At 68.4% G+C, this 14333-nt stretch carries 18 protein-coding genes and 1 tRNA gene; 15 read left to right on the top strand and 4 right to left on the bottom strand.

Annotation, left to right across the window (positions count from 1 at the left end; genetic code table 11):
- Positions 1–11: 11 nt before the first annotated feature.
- The 10 genes from ACLBWP_RS03290 to ACLBWP_RS03245 all read left to right on the top strand — a co-directional run bounded on the left by ACLBWP_RS03290 (position 12) and on the right by ACLBWP_RS03245 (position 8257).
- A complete protein-coding gene (locus ACLBWP_RS03290) occupies positions 12–1163 on the top strand; it encodes a Gp37-like protein (protein WP_447654032.1) in 1152 nt (383 codons plus the stop codon).
- 9 nt (positions 1164–1172) lie between these two features.
- The gene (locus ACLBWP_RS03285; protein ID WP_447654031.1) at positions 1173–2156 is read left to right on the top strand and encodes a hypothetical protein; all 984 of its coding nucleotides are present in this window, start codon (positions 1173–1175) and stop codon (positions 2154–2156) included.
- 66 nt (positions 2157–2222) lie between these two features.
- On the top strand, positions 2223–2417 hold the full coding sequence (locus tag ACLBWP_RS03280; RefSeq protein WP_447654030.1) for a hypothetical protein: 195 nt from the start codon (positions 2223–2225) through the stop codon (positions 2415–2417).
- Positions 2414–3517, top strand: coding sequence for a M15 family metallopeptidase (locus ACLBWP_RS03275; RefSeq protein ID WP_447654029.1), 1104 nt, complete (start codon positions 2414–2416; stop codon positions 3515–3517). The genes ACLBWP_RS03280 and ACLBWP_RS03275 overlap by 4 nt, the downstream gene beginning before the upstream one ends.
- An 18-nt stretch (positions 3518–3535) precedes the next feature.
- A complete protein-coding gene (locus tag ACLBWP_RS03270) occupies positions 3536–3982 on the top strand; it encodes a hypothetical protein (protein WP_447654028.1) in 447 nt (148 codons plus the stop codon).
- On the top strand, positions 3982–4482 hold the full coding sequence (locus ACLBWP_RS03265; RefSeq protein WP_447654026.1) for a hypothetical protein: 501 nt from the start codon (positions 3982–3984) through the stop codon (positions 4480–4482). The genes ACLBWP_RS03270 and ACLBWP_RS03265 overlap by 1 nt, the downstream gene beginning before the upstream one ends.
- A complete protein-coding gene (locus tag ACLBWP_RS03260; protein ID WP_447654025.1) occupies positions 4479–4925 on the top strand; it encodes a hypothetical protein in 447 nt (148 codons plus the stop codon). The genes ACLBWP_RS03265 and ACLBWP_RS03260 overlap by 4 nt, the downstream gene beginning before the upstream one ends.
- Before the next feature lie 50 nt (positions 4926–4975).
- Entirely contained in the window at positions 4976–5377 is a 402-nt protein-coding gene (locus tag ACLBWP_RS03255; RefSeq protein WP_447654024.1) for a hypothetical protein, read from the top strand.
- Between the two features lie 13 nt (positions 5378–5390).
- Entirely contained in the window at positions 5391–6824 is a 1434-nt protein-coding gene (locus ACLBWP_RS03250; RefSeq protein WP_447654023.1) for an SGNH/GDSL hydrolase family protein, read from the top strand.
- A gap of 200 nt (positions 6825–7024) precedes the next feature.
- Entirely contained in the window at positions 7025–8257 is a 1233-nt protein-coding gene (locus tag ACLBWP_RS03245) for an O-antigen ligase family protein (protein ID WP_447654249.1), read from the top strand.
- Here the strand turns inward: ACLBWP_RS03245 and ACLBWP_RS03240 are convergent.
- Positions 8235–8600, bottom strand: a complete 366-nt coding sequence (locus tag ACLBWP_RS03240) for a hypothetical protein (protein WP_447654022.1) — start codon at positions 8598–8600, stop codon at positions 8235–8237. The genes ACLBWP_RS03245 and ACLBWP_RS03240 overlap by 23 nt on opposite strands.
- Before the next feature lie 78 nt (positions 8601–8678).
- The gene (locus ACLBWP_RS03235; protein WP_447654021.1) at positions 8679–8954 is read right to left on the bottom strand and encodes a hypothetical protein; all 276 of its coding nucleotides are present in this window, start codon (positions 8952–8954) and stop codon (positions 8679–8681) included.
- 158 nt (positions 8955–9112) lie between these two features.
- Here ACLBWP_RS03235 and ACLBWP_RS03230 point away from each other — a divergent pair, with 158 nt between their 5' ends.
- Positions 9113–9364, top strand: coding sequence for a DUF3263 domain-containing protein (locus ACLBWP_RS03230; RefSeq protein ID WP_447654020.1), 252 nt, complete (start codon positions 9113–9115; stop codon positions 9362–9364).
- Positions 9365–9430: 66 nt separating this feature from the next.
- Here ACLBWP_RS03230 and ACLBWP_RS03225 read toward each other — a convergent pair whose 3' ends face one another.
- Positions 9431–10285: a tyrosine-type recombinase/integrase gene (locus ACLBWP_RS03225; RefSeq protein WP_447654019.1), complete on the bottom strand. Its 855-nt coding sequence runs from the start codon at positions 10283–10285 to the stop codon at positions 9431–9433.
- A gap of 398 nt (positions 10286–10683) precedes the next feature.
- Between ACLBWP_RS03225 and ACLBWP_RS03220 the strand changes: the two genes are divergently transcribed.
- Positions 10684–11175: a hypothetical protein gene (locus ACLBWP_RS03220; protein WP_243560520.1), complete on the top strand. Its 492-nt coding sequence runs from the start codon at positions 10684–10686 to the stop codon at positions 11173–11175.
- 127 nt (positions 11176–11302) lie between these two features.
- On the opposite strand, the gene def is transcribed toward ACLBWP_RS03220, so the two are convergent.
- A complete protein-coding gene (def, locus tag ACLBWP_RS03215) occupies positions 11303–11878 on the bottom strand; it encodes a peptide deformylase (RefSeq protein WP_447654018.1) in 576 nt (191 codons plus the stop codon).
- A gap of 39 nt (positions 11879–11917) precedes the next feature.
- Here def and ACLBWP_RS03210 point away from each other — a divergent pair, with 39 nt between their 5' ends.
- The 3 genes from ACLBWP_RS03210 to ACLBWP_RS03200 all read left to right on the top strand — a co-directional run bounded on the left by ACLBWP_RS03210 (position 11918) and on the right by ACLBWP_RS03200 (position 14298).
- Positions 11918–12835, top strand: coding sequence for a multidrug DMT transporter permease (locus ACLBWP_RS03210; protein ID WP_243560516.1), 918 nt, complete (start codon positions 11918–11920; stop codon positions 12833–12835).
- Positions 12836–13008: 173 nt separating this feature from the next.
- Positions 13009–14211, top strand: a complete 1203-nt coding sequence (locus ACLBWP_RS03205) for a glycosyltransferase (RefSeq protein WP_447654017.1) — start codon at positions 13009–13011, stop codon at positions 14209–14211.
- Between the two features lie 12 nt (positions 14212–14223).
- A tRNA-Ile gene (locus ACLBWP_RS03200) sits at positions 14224–14298 on the top strand.
- The last annotated feature ends 35 nt before the right edge of the window (positions 14299–14333 follow it).

The raw sequence follows: 14333 nt of genomic DNA, 5'->3' as shown, positions 1-14333 counted from the left end.
AGCCCATGTGGATGATCCAGCCACGCAACGCCGCCCTCGAGCGGGCGTACGACCCGGTCCGGTTCTGGTCCGAACTGACCGTGGTGGAACGTCACAACGTCACCGGGACGGCGCAAGGGGCCTGGTCGATCACCGGGCTCAACGAAGGGCTGACGGGGCTGCTCGCCCCCGGTGGGGGAGTGATCCTCTTCGAGGACGGCGTCGAGGTGCTCTCCGGCCCGGTGACCGCGATCCAGCGCGGCGGCTCCGTGTCCACGGTGTCCGGGATCAGCGACACCGACATGCCGCTGCGGGGACGGATCATCTTCCCCGACCCGACCAAGCCGATCACCCAGCAGCCCACCGCTTACGACAACCGGTCAGGACCCGCCGAGACCGTCCTCCTCGGCTACATCAACGCCAACGCCGGGCCCGGCGCCCTCGCCTCCCGCAGAGTCCGGAACCTCCGCGTCCCCACCTCGCAGGGCCGCGGCAAGAAGTCGACGATCTCCGGCCGGCTCGGGATCCTCGCGGACACCGTCGCTGACCTCGCCGAAGCCGGTGGCCTCCACGTCGACATCATCCACGCGGAGGACGCCGCCCCGTACCTGCAGACCCGTGTCCGCCTGGTCACCGACCGGTCGGCGGACATCCGCTTCGGGACGGCGAACAGCTTCATCGGCGCGGTCGTGAACGACGACTGGTCCTACACACTCTCGATGCCGACCACTACCGACGCGATCGTCGCCGGCGGCGGTCAGGGAGTGAACCGGATCTTCGTCGAACAGACCTCGCCGGCCGCGGAAGCCGCATGGGGCATGAAGGTGGAGACGCTGATCGACCAGCGGCAGACCACCGACCTCGACGAGCTCACCGACGCCGCCACCGACGCGATCACCGACGGCGCATCACCCGTGACCGTGTCCTTCACCGTCTCCCCGTCCAACGACCTGCAGTACCGCCGCGACTGGAACGTCGGCGATCGCGTCGGCGTGGTCCTCGACGGCCTCGACCTCACTGACGTCGTCCGCGAGGTCACCACCACCGTGCAGGTCCAAGAGGGATCACCCACGCAGACCGTCCGCGCCGTCATCGGCTCCCGGGACTCATCGAACTGGACCACGAAACAGAACACCGACGTCGCGAAGGCGTTGACGGCGCTGCAGCGACTGCAGGCGATCTAAGGAGCCCCCATGACCGAGTCCTCGTTCCCGCTCGTCGACAAGAAGATGTCCGACGCCATGTGGGCGCAGAGCGTCGGCGCCGTCGGCAACGGAATCCTCGACGACTGGGGATCCCCGTATGCCGTCACCGTCAACACGAACGACACGATCACGATCCGCCCCTCCACCACCAGCGGTGTGGCCCGCGCGGTCGTCAACGGGTTCGGCCACCAGATCGACGCCGACGTCAACCTCCCCATCCCGGCTGTCACCACGCCCACCCTGTACCAGGTCGGCCTGCTCTACGACCCGCAGAACAGCGCCCTGCCGGTCAAGATCGTCGTGCTGAAGGGCGACCCGCAGCCGACGCTCACCGCCGGGCAGGAGTTCCTGCCAATCCACCTCTTCCGTCGCGGATCTGGGCAGACCCTCGCCGCTGCCTCCCGGTACTCGCCGACGCCCCGCATCAGCCCCACGATCGCCGTGGACACGGCAGCAGGACTTCAGGCGCTGAGCCCCCTGCTGTTCCTCCGCGGCACGCAGGCGTACTGCTTCACGACCGGCGCGACCTACGTCGCGCTCGGCGCGGCGTCGGCACCGAAGTGGGACGCCGGCGTGCCCGACACGCCGCTGTACAGCGGAACCCCGTCCGCCACCGTGAACGTCAACCCCGACGACACGAAGTCGATCGCGAAGCTCACCACGCTCAGCCTCGACGCCGCACAAGTCGTGGAGATCTCCTTCACCTCCGCCGTGCAGGTCGCCGCAACCGCCTCCCAGCGCATCAACTGGGCCGGGAACCTCGCCATCCGCGTCGACGGCAACCGCATCGGCACCACCCGCCGCGTCGGCAACATCAACGCCTACGGCAACGCACCCGTCACCGCCGACCGCCGCGTCCGCGTCGCCCTCGACCCCGGCATGCACACCGTCGACGTGCAGCTCAGCGTCGACAAGTACTCCGCAGGCGGCGTCTACGTCAACAACCCGCAGATCGACGTTTGGCCCGCCTAACCGCCGATCACGCACCGCTCCCACGCCGTCCCAGCCGGGGCGGCGTTCGTCGTTGAAGGAGGCCCCATGGCAGGGCAGCGCTACACCGTCGTCCTCGCGGACACCGCCGATCCCACCGGCGCCACGACGAAGACGGTCCTCATCGACGTCCCCACAGAGGCGACGGCTCAGGACGCCGCCCTCGACGCCGCGCTCGAGCACGGCGCCACCGACGGCGTGCACTACCTCGTCGTCGGCATCGACCGGGGGAGCGACCGATGAGCCTCGCCTGGGGTGGGTTCCGCAACGGCTCCGTCCCGCCCGCCGCGCTGCACGCGATCCCCAACTACAGCGCCCTCGGATCCGGCTTCGGCTCCGCCGCCGCCGGGTCGAACACGATGAAGACCGAAGCCGCCGTACAGCTGTCCGGGATGCAGCGATCCTTCTTCGTCCGCTTCGCCCGCCGACTGCTCGTCAGCGAGGGCTACCGCCCTCTGACCGTGCAGAACCGCTACTGGTCCCGCTACCAGAACCGCGAACCGGGCTGGACACTCGCCGCGATCCCCGGCACGTCCATTCACGGCTGGGGCCTCTCAGCAGACCTCGCCGTCGAAGGCATCGGCAATCCCTCCGGTGAGTACCTCGCCTGGCTGCGCGCGAACGCCGCCGCCTACGGGTTCGTCAACGACGTCTCCACCGAGGTCTGGCACTGGTCCTACCGGACCGACCTCGTCACCCGCTCCGTCGTCGTACCCGCCTACGTCGACAACCCCAACAGCACCGAGGCGACGCCCGCCGCCACGGACACCAGCAACATCAACCTGGAGGACGACATGCCCCGACTCGTTCGCGTCGTCGAACCCGGCAACTCCCTCAACGGCCTCGTGGCCTTCCTGTTCCCCGACCGCGTCATCCGCACCGGCGACAACAAGATCAAGGGCGTCACGGGATCCGACCAGATCTACCGCATCGGACGCGCATGGGGACTCCTCCCCCCGAACGCGAAGTGGCAGGACCACGTGGAGAACATCGCCGCCGTCGAGTTCGCTACCGCCGAGACCGACATCAACACCGCTCGCGGTGTCGCTCGCGGTGAGTACGCGAAGGACATCGCGGCCGCCGTGTGGAACACCCTCATCGACGTGCCCACGCTGAACGGCAAGCAGACCGCCGCCGCTCGTGTCGGAGGCATCGACCAGCTGAAGCAGAACACGTCCTCCTTCTCCGGGCAGGCCGCGAAGGACATCGCCGCACTCGTCAAGACGCAGTCCCCGACCGCCTCGGTCGACGTCCCGCAGCTCGCCGCCGCGATCTCCGACGTCCTCAACACCAACATCGCCGACGCCGTCGCCGACAAGCTCGCAGCCCGCCTTCGCGACTGACAGAACGGACACCACATCATGAACGCGACAACGACCCGCTACCTCGCAGCGCTCCTCCCGCTCGGAGTCCTCGTCCTCGGCATCTTCGACGCCGCCCAGCGCACCGGCACCAACCTCCTCGGCTGGCAGACCATCACGCAGCTCGTGATCCTCCTCGCCACCACCGGAGCCGCCTTCTGGCTGCCCCTCATCCCCGGCAAGTGGGCCGGCGCGCTGAAGACCGGCGCCGCCATCGTCGGAGCGATCGCCTCCGCCCTGATCGCGGCCGTGCCGGACGGCCACTTCACCACTGCGACGCTGATCCTGTTCCTCACCGCCGCGCTCAAGGCCGTCGCCGTCCAGGTCGGAGTCTCCATCCGCGTGAACGACGAGATCATCGCACAGAAGGACTCGACTCCGAAGATCAACCTCGTCGGCGACAGCGACGCCGTCGTCGTCTCCGGCGTGACCAACTCGGAAGCCTGATGGGTCCCACCGCCCCGAAGCAGAAGCAGCGCGTGCTGAAGAAGCTGCGGGCGGCATCGATCTGGGGCGCCGGTGCCATCGGACGCTCAGACGAGCGCGTCAGCGGCCTCCTCCGAGTCGCACTCCCCACGGTCGACATCGCCCTCGTCATGTTCGGGCTCGGCGGGTTCCTGTCCGGCATCCCCGCTCTCCGAGACGTGTTCGACCCGCTGTACGCCGAGGTGTGGTCCGCCGCACTCGGCGCCGCCGCACTCGGCTGCCTCATCGGTCTCGCATTCCCCGCGCACCTCTGGAAGGTCGAACGGTCCGGCAAAGCCGTCCTCGCGTCCATGCTCACCGTCTACGGCGGCGCGCTCATCTGGGCCGGCATCATCACCGACGATCTCGGACGCTCCGCGGTCGGGTTCATCCCGGTCGCACTGGTTCCGGTGCTCGCGTGGCGCATCCTCGATGTCACGAAGGACGCGCAGCGGAACGGGTGGCGCGGAGCTCCGCGGTGAACCCGGGTCTGATCGTCACCCTCGTGGTTGGCGTCGTCGCTCCGATCTCGGCCGCGTGGGCGACCGTCAAGGTCGCGCAGATCCGAGCCAGCAAGTCCTCACCGGCCGAGATGAGCACCGCTGCCGCCGAGACGGATCGAGTGAGCCTCGACACGTTCCGCGAGTTCCGAACCTGGGCCGAAGGCCGGATGAACTGGCAGGACCAGCGCATCGCTGTGCTCGAGGGTGCGCTGGCGAAGGTGTCGGAGAAGTACACGCTCATCAAGGAAGCGTTCCGCGAGTTCTACCGCGAAGTCCGCGGTCTCCTCGGCACCGGGACGCCCACCCTCGACGAGCACGTCCGGGAGCTGCTGACCGAGCAGGACCTCGACGACACCTTCGGTGGCGCCGCCCTAAAACGTCTCCGCGAAGACGCACCGCCACCCCCGCCGCCACCCGTGTGACCAGTCCCACCTAGTACCGCGCCCCGGCGCACGACCGAGAGGAGCTCGACGTGGCCAGCACCGAGTTCAAGCGAATGCAGCAGAGGGGCAAGCCGGAGGCAGAACTCCTCGATGAGGACCCCGTCCTCGTTGAGCGTGAACTGGCCGTCGCCTCCGACTCGGGCAAGGTCTGGGCAGGCGACGGTGTCACACCGCTGTCGGCCCGCCCCTACCTCATCCCCGCAGATCCTGGGACCAATCAGATGCCGGACCAGGTCCGGCTCACGATCGCCGCCAACCTCGCCGACCCGACTACTCCGGAAGGCGCTGCCCTCGCAGAAGCGATCACCGCGGGCGGTGGTGGCGGCGGGTCCACTCCGCTGTCGTTCGATCCTGCAACGGGCCTCATCACGGTCCCGACGGGCTCATCGATCACCTACGACTCGGCCTCTGGCCTGATCACTGCGAACTGACCAGGAGGTCACCATGAGTTTCCAGTTCACTGCGTTCGACCCGACCACGAAGCTGCCGATGATGCCGGGTGTGCTCGATGCGCTCCGCAGGTCGATCGTCGCTCCATCCGCACCGTTCCGTGCGCTCCGCTCGGCGCTTGACGCCAGCCGACCTGCCTGCTTCATGTGGATCGGAGACTCCACCGGCGACTCTGATGGCACGAACCCAGCGGACCTGCGCACACCGACACGGCTCGCTCAGGCGATTGCTGCGGCCTACCCGAACTACTACGTCGTGTCGAAGTCGCTGCTCAGCGATGGGACGAACTACGGCCCCGCTGTCACACTGCAGTCGACCGGCCCGGGGCGGCGGTTCGTCCACTTCGGTGGTGATCGGTCGATCCGTAACCGGCCGGCGGACTACACGAAGACGAAGTTCACGACCGGGAGCTTCGACATCCGCGTGCTGTACAAGCCGGATGCGGGCTGGGTCGCTTCGACGAACCGGGTGCTTGTGGCCCGGCGCCGGGTGGACACGGACGGTGTGACTGGGACGAGCGCGCTCGAGCAGTTCCGGTTCCTGCTTGAGAGCGGCGGGACGCTGCGTCTGGACTTCTCCACGAACGGGACCTCGCTCGACAGTCAGAACTGGCGGTCGAACGTGATCACCGCGGCCGCTACGTCCCCGCTGTGGCTGCGTGCGACGCTCGTTTACTCGGGCGGCAACGCGACGGCAACGTTTTACACGTCCCCGGATGGACAGACGTGGACCAACATCGGCGTGGTCGGACCGTACGCGAAGAGTCCACTGTTCGACGCGTCGGCCGCGTTCTTCGAGGTCGGGGCTGAGGGGTGGCAGCCTGGCGCGAGCGGAGCGCAGGGCAACGTGTACGAGGTCGAGATCCGCGACGGCGTCAACGGCCCCACCGTGGCGCCAGTGCTACCGGAGCTGTGGGAGCGCTACGGCGACGCGAACGGCCCGACCTACGGTGGTTCGCCGACGCTCGTGCTGCTGAACGCATCACGGTCCGGAAGCGCGATGAGCTACCACACCGACGCGACGCGGCTGCCAATCGAGACCTCCAACTGGGGGCAGCAGGTCGTCGTGTTCAACGACTCGCACAACGAGGGCAATGCCAGCGGGCCGGCCGGGTGGATTGCGCCCTACCGGGCGTGGGTCGCTGCGGTGACAGCGCGTCTGCCGCTCGCGGCAGTGGCGGTGGTCCTGCAGAACCCCCACACGGCCGCGTGGACGAACGAGGCCGCGTACGGGTACAGCCACCAGCTGCGCCTCGACGAGCTCCGTAGTCTCGCTGGCGCGCAGAACTGGGGTCTGATTGACCTCTTCGGTGCTTTCACGAATGACCCGCGCGGCCTCTCCGCGCTCATCCAGTCTGACGGCCTGCACCCAACCCAGGACGGCTACGCACTCGCTGCGAAGACCGCAGCGCGAGCTGTCGGACTCTGACGTCACCCGGCCCCCGATCGCCTTTACCGGCGGTCGGGGCGGTTTCGTCGTTCACGACCTGCTAACTTGCCACCATGCGGACGGGGCCCCATGACGTACGACGGCCACAGGCGCTGGTTGGAACTCTCGCAGTAGCGCTGATCCTTGCCGCTTCGCGGTGGGGTTCGTACATCGGTGTCTCTCCCCTGTTCTTGACCGACGTGCTGCTCTTCCTGGGGATCGCACAGTGGTTCGTGTCCCGCCAGCGTCAAGGGCTGCAGCTACGCGACCCCCTCATCACACGTGACCGCCCCGGCATGCTGGTGAACCTATTCTTCGGGTACGTGCTGATCCGTTCTGTGCTCGCCTTGACGCAGGACGTCTCGCTGACGGACTGGCTCCGGGACTCCGCGCCGTTCTTCTACATCTTCCTCGCCTACGTTAGCGCGGCCTCGATCGCACGGTCGACCAGGGACGGCCGCGCTCGCACGGCCCGCCTGTTCCTCGTCGCGCTCTGCTTCCATCTGGCTTGGGCGACGTTCTCGATCTTCACCGGGTTCGCCGGCATCCCGTTGCCTGGCGGCTCCGCAGGGGTCTTCCAGATTCGCCCCGATGTCGACATGGCGATCCTGGGCATCGGGGCTGGCACGTTCCTCCTGCGGGCCTTCCGGAACAAGACGCGGTTCCTGTCCATCGTCGCGATCCTCATCTCCCTCGTCGACGTGTTCTCGCTGCAGTCTCGCGCTGGCCTCATCAGCGTCGTGGTATCGATGTTGGTCGCCTACTTGATTTTTTACGTCAGCACTCCGCCGACCAGCGGCCGGCGACTCTTCTCGCAGATGCTCGTTCCTGTCGGGATCGGAGTCCTGCTCGTCGTGCTCCCACAGACCGGTCCCGGTCAGCGGATCATCGCCACGATCGACGCTTCGTCCGCATCCACCTCCGCTCAGCTCAGCGCACGCGGAACGGAAAACGCCCGGCGCCTCGTCTGGACGCAGGTCATCTCCTGGACGGATGACACCCCCCAGCGTCAGCTGTTCGGCAGCGGCTTCGGGAACGACTTCCTCACCCAGTCAGGAACGTTGTCCTACCTCGAAGGGACGACTTACGACAACGTGCGGAGCCCGCACAACTGGTTCATCGGTATCTACGCACGCATGGGCATCGTGGGATTGCTACTCGCCGCAGCGGTGGTTCTCAGCCTGGTCGTCACCGTGTTCCGGCGCCTTCGCATCGCGGCGGAGGACGACGTCGTGGCCACGTCCGCGATGATGGTCGTAGCGATCCTTCCCGTCGCCTCACTAGGGGTCGTTCTGGAAGCGCCGTTCGGTGCTGTGCCGTTCTGGTGGGCCGCGGGAGTCCTGCTCGCAGTCGGACCACGTCGAGATGATTCAACGCGTGGACGCCGTCAGGTCGTCACTTCAGCGAGGGTCACGGCAGCCGCACGCCGGTGATGACCGCAGTCGCATTGCTTGCCTTCGGGTACTGCGCGATGCAGGTCCAGCTCACGTCGGCCTGATGACCGCCGCGGTCGGTCGTGACACGCGCGGTTCCTTCGACCTCGTAGACGACGTTCGACAGCGTGCTCTGCTCAGATCGGGCAGAGCTGCTGATCCGGCCGGGGCTTACGCCCCACGGCCACGATTGGTGCTTGGCTTCCCAACTCGCGACGACCGACTCCGTCACATGGTCCAGACAGACGTCGCCAGTCGCGGTGGGTGCGGTCTCCTGGGCGCAGCCCACACCTGCGACTGCCACCAGCGCGGCACATGCCGCGGCGACAATCCTTCTCCCCATGAACGAACATCCTAGGCCGCTGTCGAAGCCCCGCCCCCTGATCTCAGGGAGGCGGGGTGTTTTCGTCGTTCCCGGCGGTCAGCGGCGAGTCTTCAGCTGCCGACGGGTGACGCAGTCACGGTCGAGCCAGAGCCGGTGTGCGAAGCCCATGTGCACGAGCTGCACGTAAACGCGGTCGTCGGTCTGCGCCTCGACGAAGCCGGGCAGCTTTTGCCGGCCGGTGCGGGAGAACTCGACGCGCACCCAGACGGGTTCGTGGTTGACGGCTTCGGACCACTCGACGCCGTCGACGCCGTAGGGCTGGTCCTCGGGTGGGTCCGGGTGGATCGGTGGGGACCACTGATACTGCGCCATGTCGGAGAGGGTGCCTCAGCCGTCCGACATCGGCGTGTTGCAGCGTGCGCAGACGCGCTCGTCATCAGGGTCGAGTCCAGCGGGGACCGGGACGTGCACGCACGTCGTCATGCTGACCAGCATGAAGCACGTCCTACGTGATCCGGAGACTGTGCCCCGTGGACGACGAGCAGCGCGACCTTCTCCGGTTCGAGGAGCAGTGGCCGGTGAACGACCGTGCGAAGGAGGCGCGGATCCGGACGACGTTCGGCTGCTCCTGGGTACGGTACCGGCAGCGTCTGCTGCACCTCTGTGCGATGCCGGCGGCGCGAGCGGAGTTCCCCGCACTTGTCAGCCGCATCCAGGATCAGGTCCGGCTCGGTCAGCGGCGTCGCGCAGATCGAGCGTTCGTGACTCCCGGGACCGACTGAGGGGCGGGCTCCTTCGGGTGGAGTCCGACCCTCTCGAGCTCGATGAGCTGTTCGGTGGCCTTCGAGCTATGCCGCGAGAGGGAGGTGGCTGCCGGGCGGTGGCTCTCCCGCTGAGACCAGGTTGCCTGCTCGCCGGAAGGTGGTGGCCCGGCTGACGCTTCGCAGTGACTCGCCGGACACGTGCGTGTAGATCTCCGTCGTCTTCGACGATGCGTGCCCCATCCACTCCTGAACCGCGCGGAGGTCGTGCGTCGTGTCGTACGCGGCGGTGCCGGCGGCGTGCCGGAGCGCGTGTGTGTTGATGCCGACGCGGTCCCGGACGACCTTGTAGGTCGTGGTGATGTGCTGGTGCCCGCCGAACCGTCCGGGGAAGTAGTAGCCCTCGGTGCCGAGGTCGTGCTCGAGCGCGTCGAGGGAGGCGATCAGTTCGGGGTCGTCGAGCGGGACGACGCGCTCCTTGTCGCCCTTGCCGCGAACGATCAGCTTCGCGTACTGCCGGTCTTGGATCCGGAGGGACGTGATCTCGGAGAGGCGGAGCCCGCAGGCGCGGCCGAGGAGGATGATCGCCGTCTGTCGGGCGTCGGCGTCGGTGAGCCCGGAGCTGACGTCGTCGTCGACGGCGACTCGAGGGATCCGCTTCGGGATCGCGATCGGCTTCAACCCGTATGCGGGGTCGGTGTCGATGAGTCCGCGGCGGTGCGCCCATGCGTAGTAAGAGCGGAACGTGGACCGGAACGACTTCCGGTACTCGGCGGACTGGTGGCGCCGGTTTGCGAGGAACTGCTCGAGGTCGTCGATGGTGACGGTGAGCAGGTCGGGGTGCGTCCGGCGGAGGACCTCGAGGTGGTAGAGGCGCTGGTGGACGGTGCGCTGTGCGAGGCCGGCGGCGTTGAGGTGGTTGCGGAACTCCTTGAGGTTCATCGGTTCTGGTCCTTCGTGTTGTGCCGCTGAGGGAAGTAGCGGCGGCCGTGTGGTGAGCACGGGGTTGGGAGGACAGAAACGGTAGTGACGCAACGTTGAAGGCCGCTCATGTGCAAGGCGTATCGTCCGGCACTTGCGCGTCAGATCGCGGACGGGAACGCGAGGATCGCCGCGTCCTGAGCGTCGACCATCGTGGGGGTGCGACGGGGGAGCGGGATGACCGGTGCCAGTGCTGGCGCGGCAGTCTCTTCTCCGGCAGGTTGTTGGTTCGAGTCCAACTCGGGGAGCGTCAGGCCCTCACCGTTCGCGGTGGGGGCCTTTTCGTCGTTCTCCTGGGCGGGTCGTCGTCGACCGTCGTTCACGGCCAGGACTCCGGTTGAAGCTGTTAGCGTTCACAGGTGCACGTCCTCCGTCGATCCGCCGCCGCAGCGCTCGGGCTCGCCGTCGCCGTGGTGCTGGCCGGGTGCACGACGACCGCCGAGTCCGAACCCGACGACTCCGTCGACAGCGCGGCGTCGGCAGCGGTCGTCCCCACGGGCACCGCGCCGATCGTGTTCGCCTTCGTGTGCGGCACGGACGGGTCCGGGCGGACCGAGACGTTCACGACCTACTCGGCGGTGTGGGACGACGACCGCACGGTCGACTGCCGTGCGAGGCGGATCACCGGCACCGAGATGTCCGACCAGCAGCGTGACGCGGTGGCGGCGACGCGTGGTTCGGCGACGCTCGAGGAGCTCGCCACCGTCTGCGCCCGGACCTCGGGGGGACCGTGGACGACGGCGGTGACCAGCGAAGCCGAGGCGCGGGTCGCGGACGGCCTGGTGCGCTACTGCCCGGGGCATCCGGCGATGGCGCACCTGCGTGACGCGATCGCGGCGTACCGGGGCTGAGCCGGGCCTCCAGGCAGCTGGCCGGCACCTGCTGGCCGGGGCCCGCTGTCCGGTGCCTGCTGTCCGGTTCTCGCGCTGCGGCGCTGTCGGTGTGCTCAGACCGTGCGGTGCTCAGTCCTCGGTGCGCTCAGCCCTCGGGGTGGTCGCGGCCGGGCAGCCACGACTGACCAGGGCCGCCCCAGCTGTGCTTCCGGATCGACTTCAGCGACTGCTTCGCCCACGGGTGCACGAGCCGGTCGGCGTACAGGATGCCGTCCAGGTGGTCGTACTCGTGCTGGAAGACCCGGGCGAGCCACCCGTGGGCCTCGATCTCGAAGGGCTCCCCGTGCTCGTCGAACGCGCGCAGCAGGGCGCCTTCGCTCCGCCGCAGCGGGAACCGGTCGCCCGGGATCGACAGACAGCCCTCGGACTCCTCGTCCTCGTCGAGCTCCTCCACCGACTCGGGCTGCGGGGGAGTGATCCACAGGACGGGGTTGATCGCCGCCCCGCGCCACAGCACGCCGTCATCATCGGTCCATGCGTACACGAACAGCCGCTTGCCGACGCCGACCTGGGGCCCGGCCAGCCCGACACCGGGTGCCAGGTCCATCGTCTCGAACATGTCCGCCACCAGGGCGCGCAGCTCGTCGTCGAAGTCGGTGACCTCGGTGGCGGGTTCGTGCAGGACGGGTTCACCGGTGATCCGGATCGCAAGGACGGCCATTCACCCAGGTTATCCGGCCCTGTCGGTTAGCCTCGACGCGTGACGACGGACCTCCAGCTGCCCGCGGCAGTGAGCAACCTCACGCCCTTCCAGGCGCTGATGATCCCGGTCGCCCTGATCGGCGCCGTGTTCCTGTCGCTCGGTGCGCAGTTCCAGTCGCGCGGGGTGCAGCGGGTCGAGGCCAAGCTCGGCAAACAGTCCACGGGCCTGAGCATCGGGCACGTGATGGCCCTGCTCGGCAGTGGGTACTGGGTGCTCGGCACGCTCATGCTCGGGATCGCCGTCGTCCTGCAGCTCATCAGCATCACCTTCGCCCCCCTCATCGTCGTCCAGCCCCTGGGGGCGGTCGCGCTCGTCATCACGACCTGGTTCTCGTCGCGTTCGTCGGGCATCCCCCTGGGGCAGCGGGCTCGCCGGGCCGTGTGGACCTGCATCATCGGCGTCGGGATCTTCGTCGCGATCGCGGCATTCGTCGGGCACGAGAGCCCGATCACCCAGTCGCAGCTGGTCACCGTCCTGGTGATCCTGGCGGTCGTGCTCGTCCTGGTGCTGGTGTCGTTCCGACTGGTCGCCAAGCGCAAGAACGCGCTGTACTACATCATCGGCGCGGGGGTGCTCTACGGCTTCGTCGCGACGCTCGCCAAGGTCACGCTCAACCGGTTCGTCAACCACACGTTCGACGGGGTCACGGTCCTGGCGATCGTCGGTGTCGTCGTCGCGGCAGCGCTCGGCGGGTACTTCGTGCAGAACGCGTACTCGACGGGCTCGGCCGACCTGGTCATCGCGGGCCTGACCGTCGTGGACCCGATCGTCGCCGTCGGCATCGGCGTGGTCGTGCTGGGTGAAGCGACAGGCGCGCCGGTCGTCGCGGTCCTCGGGTTCGTCGTCGCGGGCGCGATCGCTGTCACCGGGGTGTTCCTGCTCGCCAAGCACCACCCCGAGGCGGCACGGCGCTAGCAGTACCCCGAGGCGACACGGCGTCAGCAGTGTCCTCCGGTGGCAGGGGGTGTGTCCGCCGCGCGGCGGACGCGCCCGTGGATCGGCGTACGGTAGCGTTTCACCCCGACCAGCCCGGTACCCGTACCAGCGACGGGTCCCGGACGAAGGCCCAGGAGAGGACGACGCCCGCCGTGTCAGGAGACGCCACCCCCGCCCCGCTCGACCACCCGACGGAGCACCGCCCACTGCGGGTGCTGATGGCCGCCGACACCTTCGCGCCCGACGTCAACGGTGCAGCGACCTTCACCGAGCAGCTCGCCGTCGGCCTGGCGCAGCGCGGCCACGAGGTCCACGTCATCGCACCGGCCGCCAACCGTCACCACGGCACCTACGACGAAGAGCTGCACGGCGTCACCCTCGTGGTGCACCGTCTGCCGTCCTACAAGTGGCCGCTGCACGCCTGGCTGCGGTTCGCGTGGCCCTGGCGGGTCCGCCACCACGTCGCACCGATCGTCGACGCCCTCAAGCCCGACGTGGTGCACATCCAGTCGCACCTGATCGTCGGCCGCGGGCTCGCCCGCGAAGCCCACGACCGCGGCATCCGGATCGTCGCGACGAACCACTTCATGCCCGAGAACCTGCTCGAGTACACCCCGTTCGGCCGCTTCACGCTGCCGATCGCGCTGAAGATCGCCTGGAGTGACGCCGCCAAGACCTACCGGTTGGCCGACGCGATCACCACCCCGACCAACCTGGCGGCCGACTACCTGCGGCGGGCGATCGCCGGGCAGCGGGTGCTGGCGATCTCGTGCGGCATCGACGCCACCCACTACCAGGCGCGTGAGGGGCGGCCCGCTGACAACGACATCGTGTTCGTCGGTCGCGTCGCCCCGGAGAAGAACCTCGACGTGCTGGTCCGGGCGCTGCCGTTGCTGCCCGCCGAACTGCACGCGACGATCACGATCGTCGGCGACGGCGAGATGATCCCGAAGCTGACGGCGCTCGCCAAGGAGCTGGGCGTCGAGGACCGCGTCCGGTTCCTGGGGTTCGTGTCGGACGAGGTCAAGTACCGGGCGCTGACGGACGCTGCGGTGTTCGCGATGCCGTCGACCGCCGAACTGCAGAGCATCTCGTCACTCGAGGCCATGGCCTCTGGACTGCCGGTCGTGGCGGCGGACTCGATGGCGCTGCCGCACCTGATCGACGGCAACGGGTTCCTGTTCACGCCGGGCAGCGAGCGTGACCTCGCCGACAAGCTCGGGCAGGTGCTGACGGCGTCGGACGAGGACTACGTCGCGATGCGGCAGCGCAGCCTGGCCATGATCGAGGCGCACGACATCAACCGCACGCTCACCACGTTCGAGGCGCTGTATCGTGGGGAGCCGGTGGCCTAGGCCTGCCGACGAGGGGCGGTAGCCAAGCTGGTCAAGGCAGTCTGCTCATAACGGAACGATTCGCGGGTTCGAGTCCCGCCCGCCCCACGTGCACCTGCGACGCAAGAACAAGAGCCACGGAC

It is taken from the genome of Microbacterium sp. M1A1_1b, from assembly GCF_053345565.1.
The sequence above is the reverse complement of the archived record's forward strand: the minus strand, read 5'-3'. Positions and strand labels throughout refer to the sequence as shown.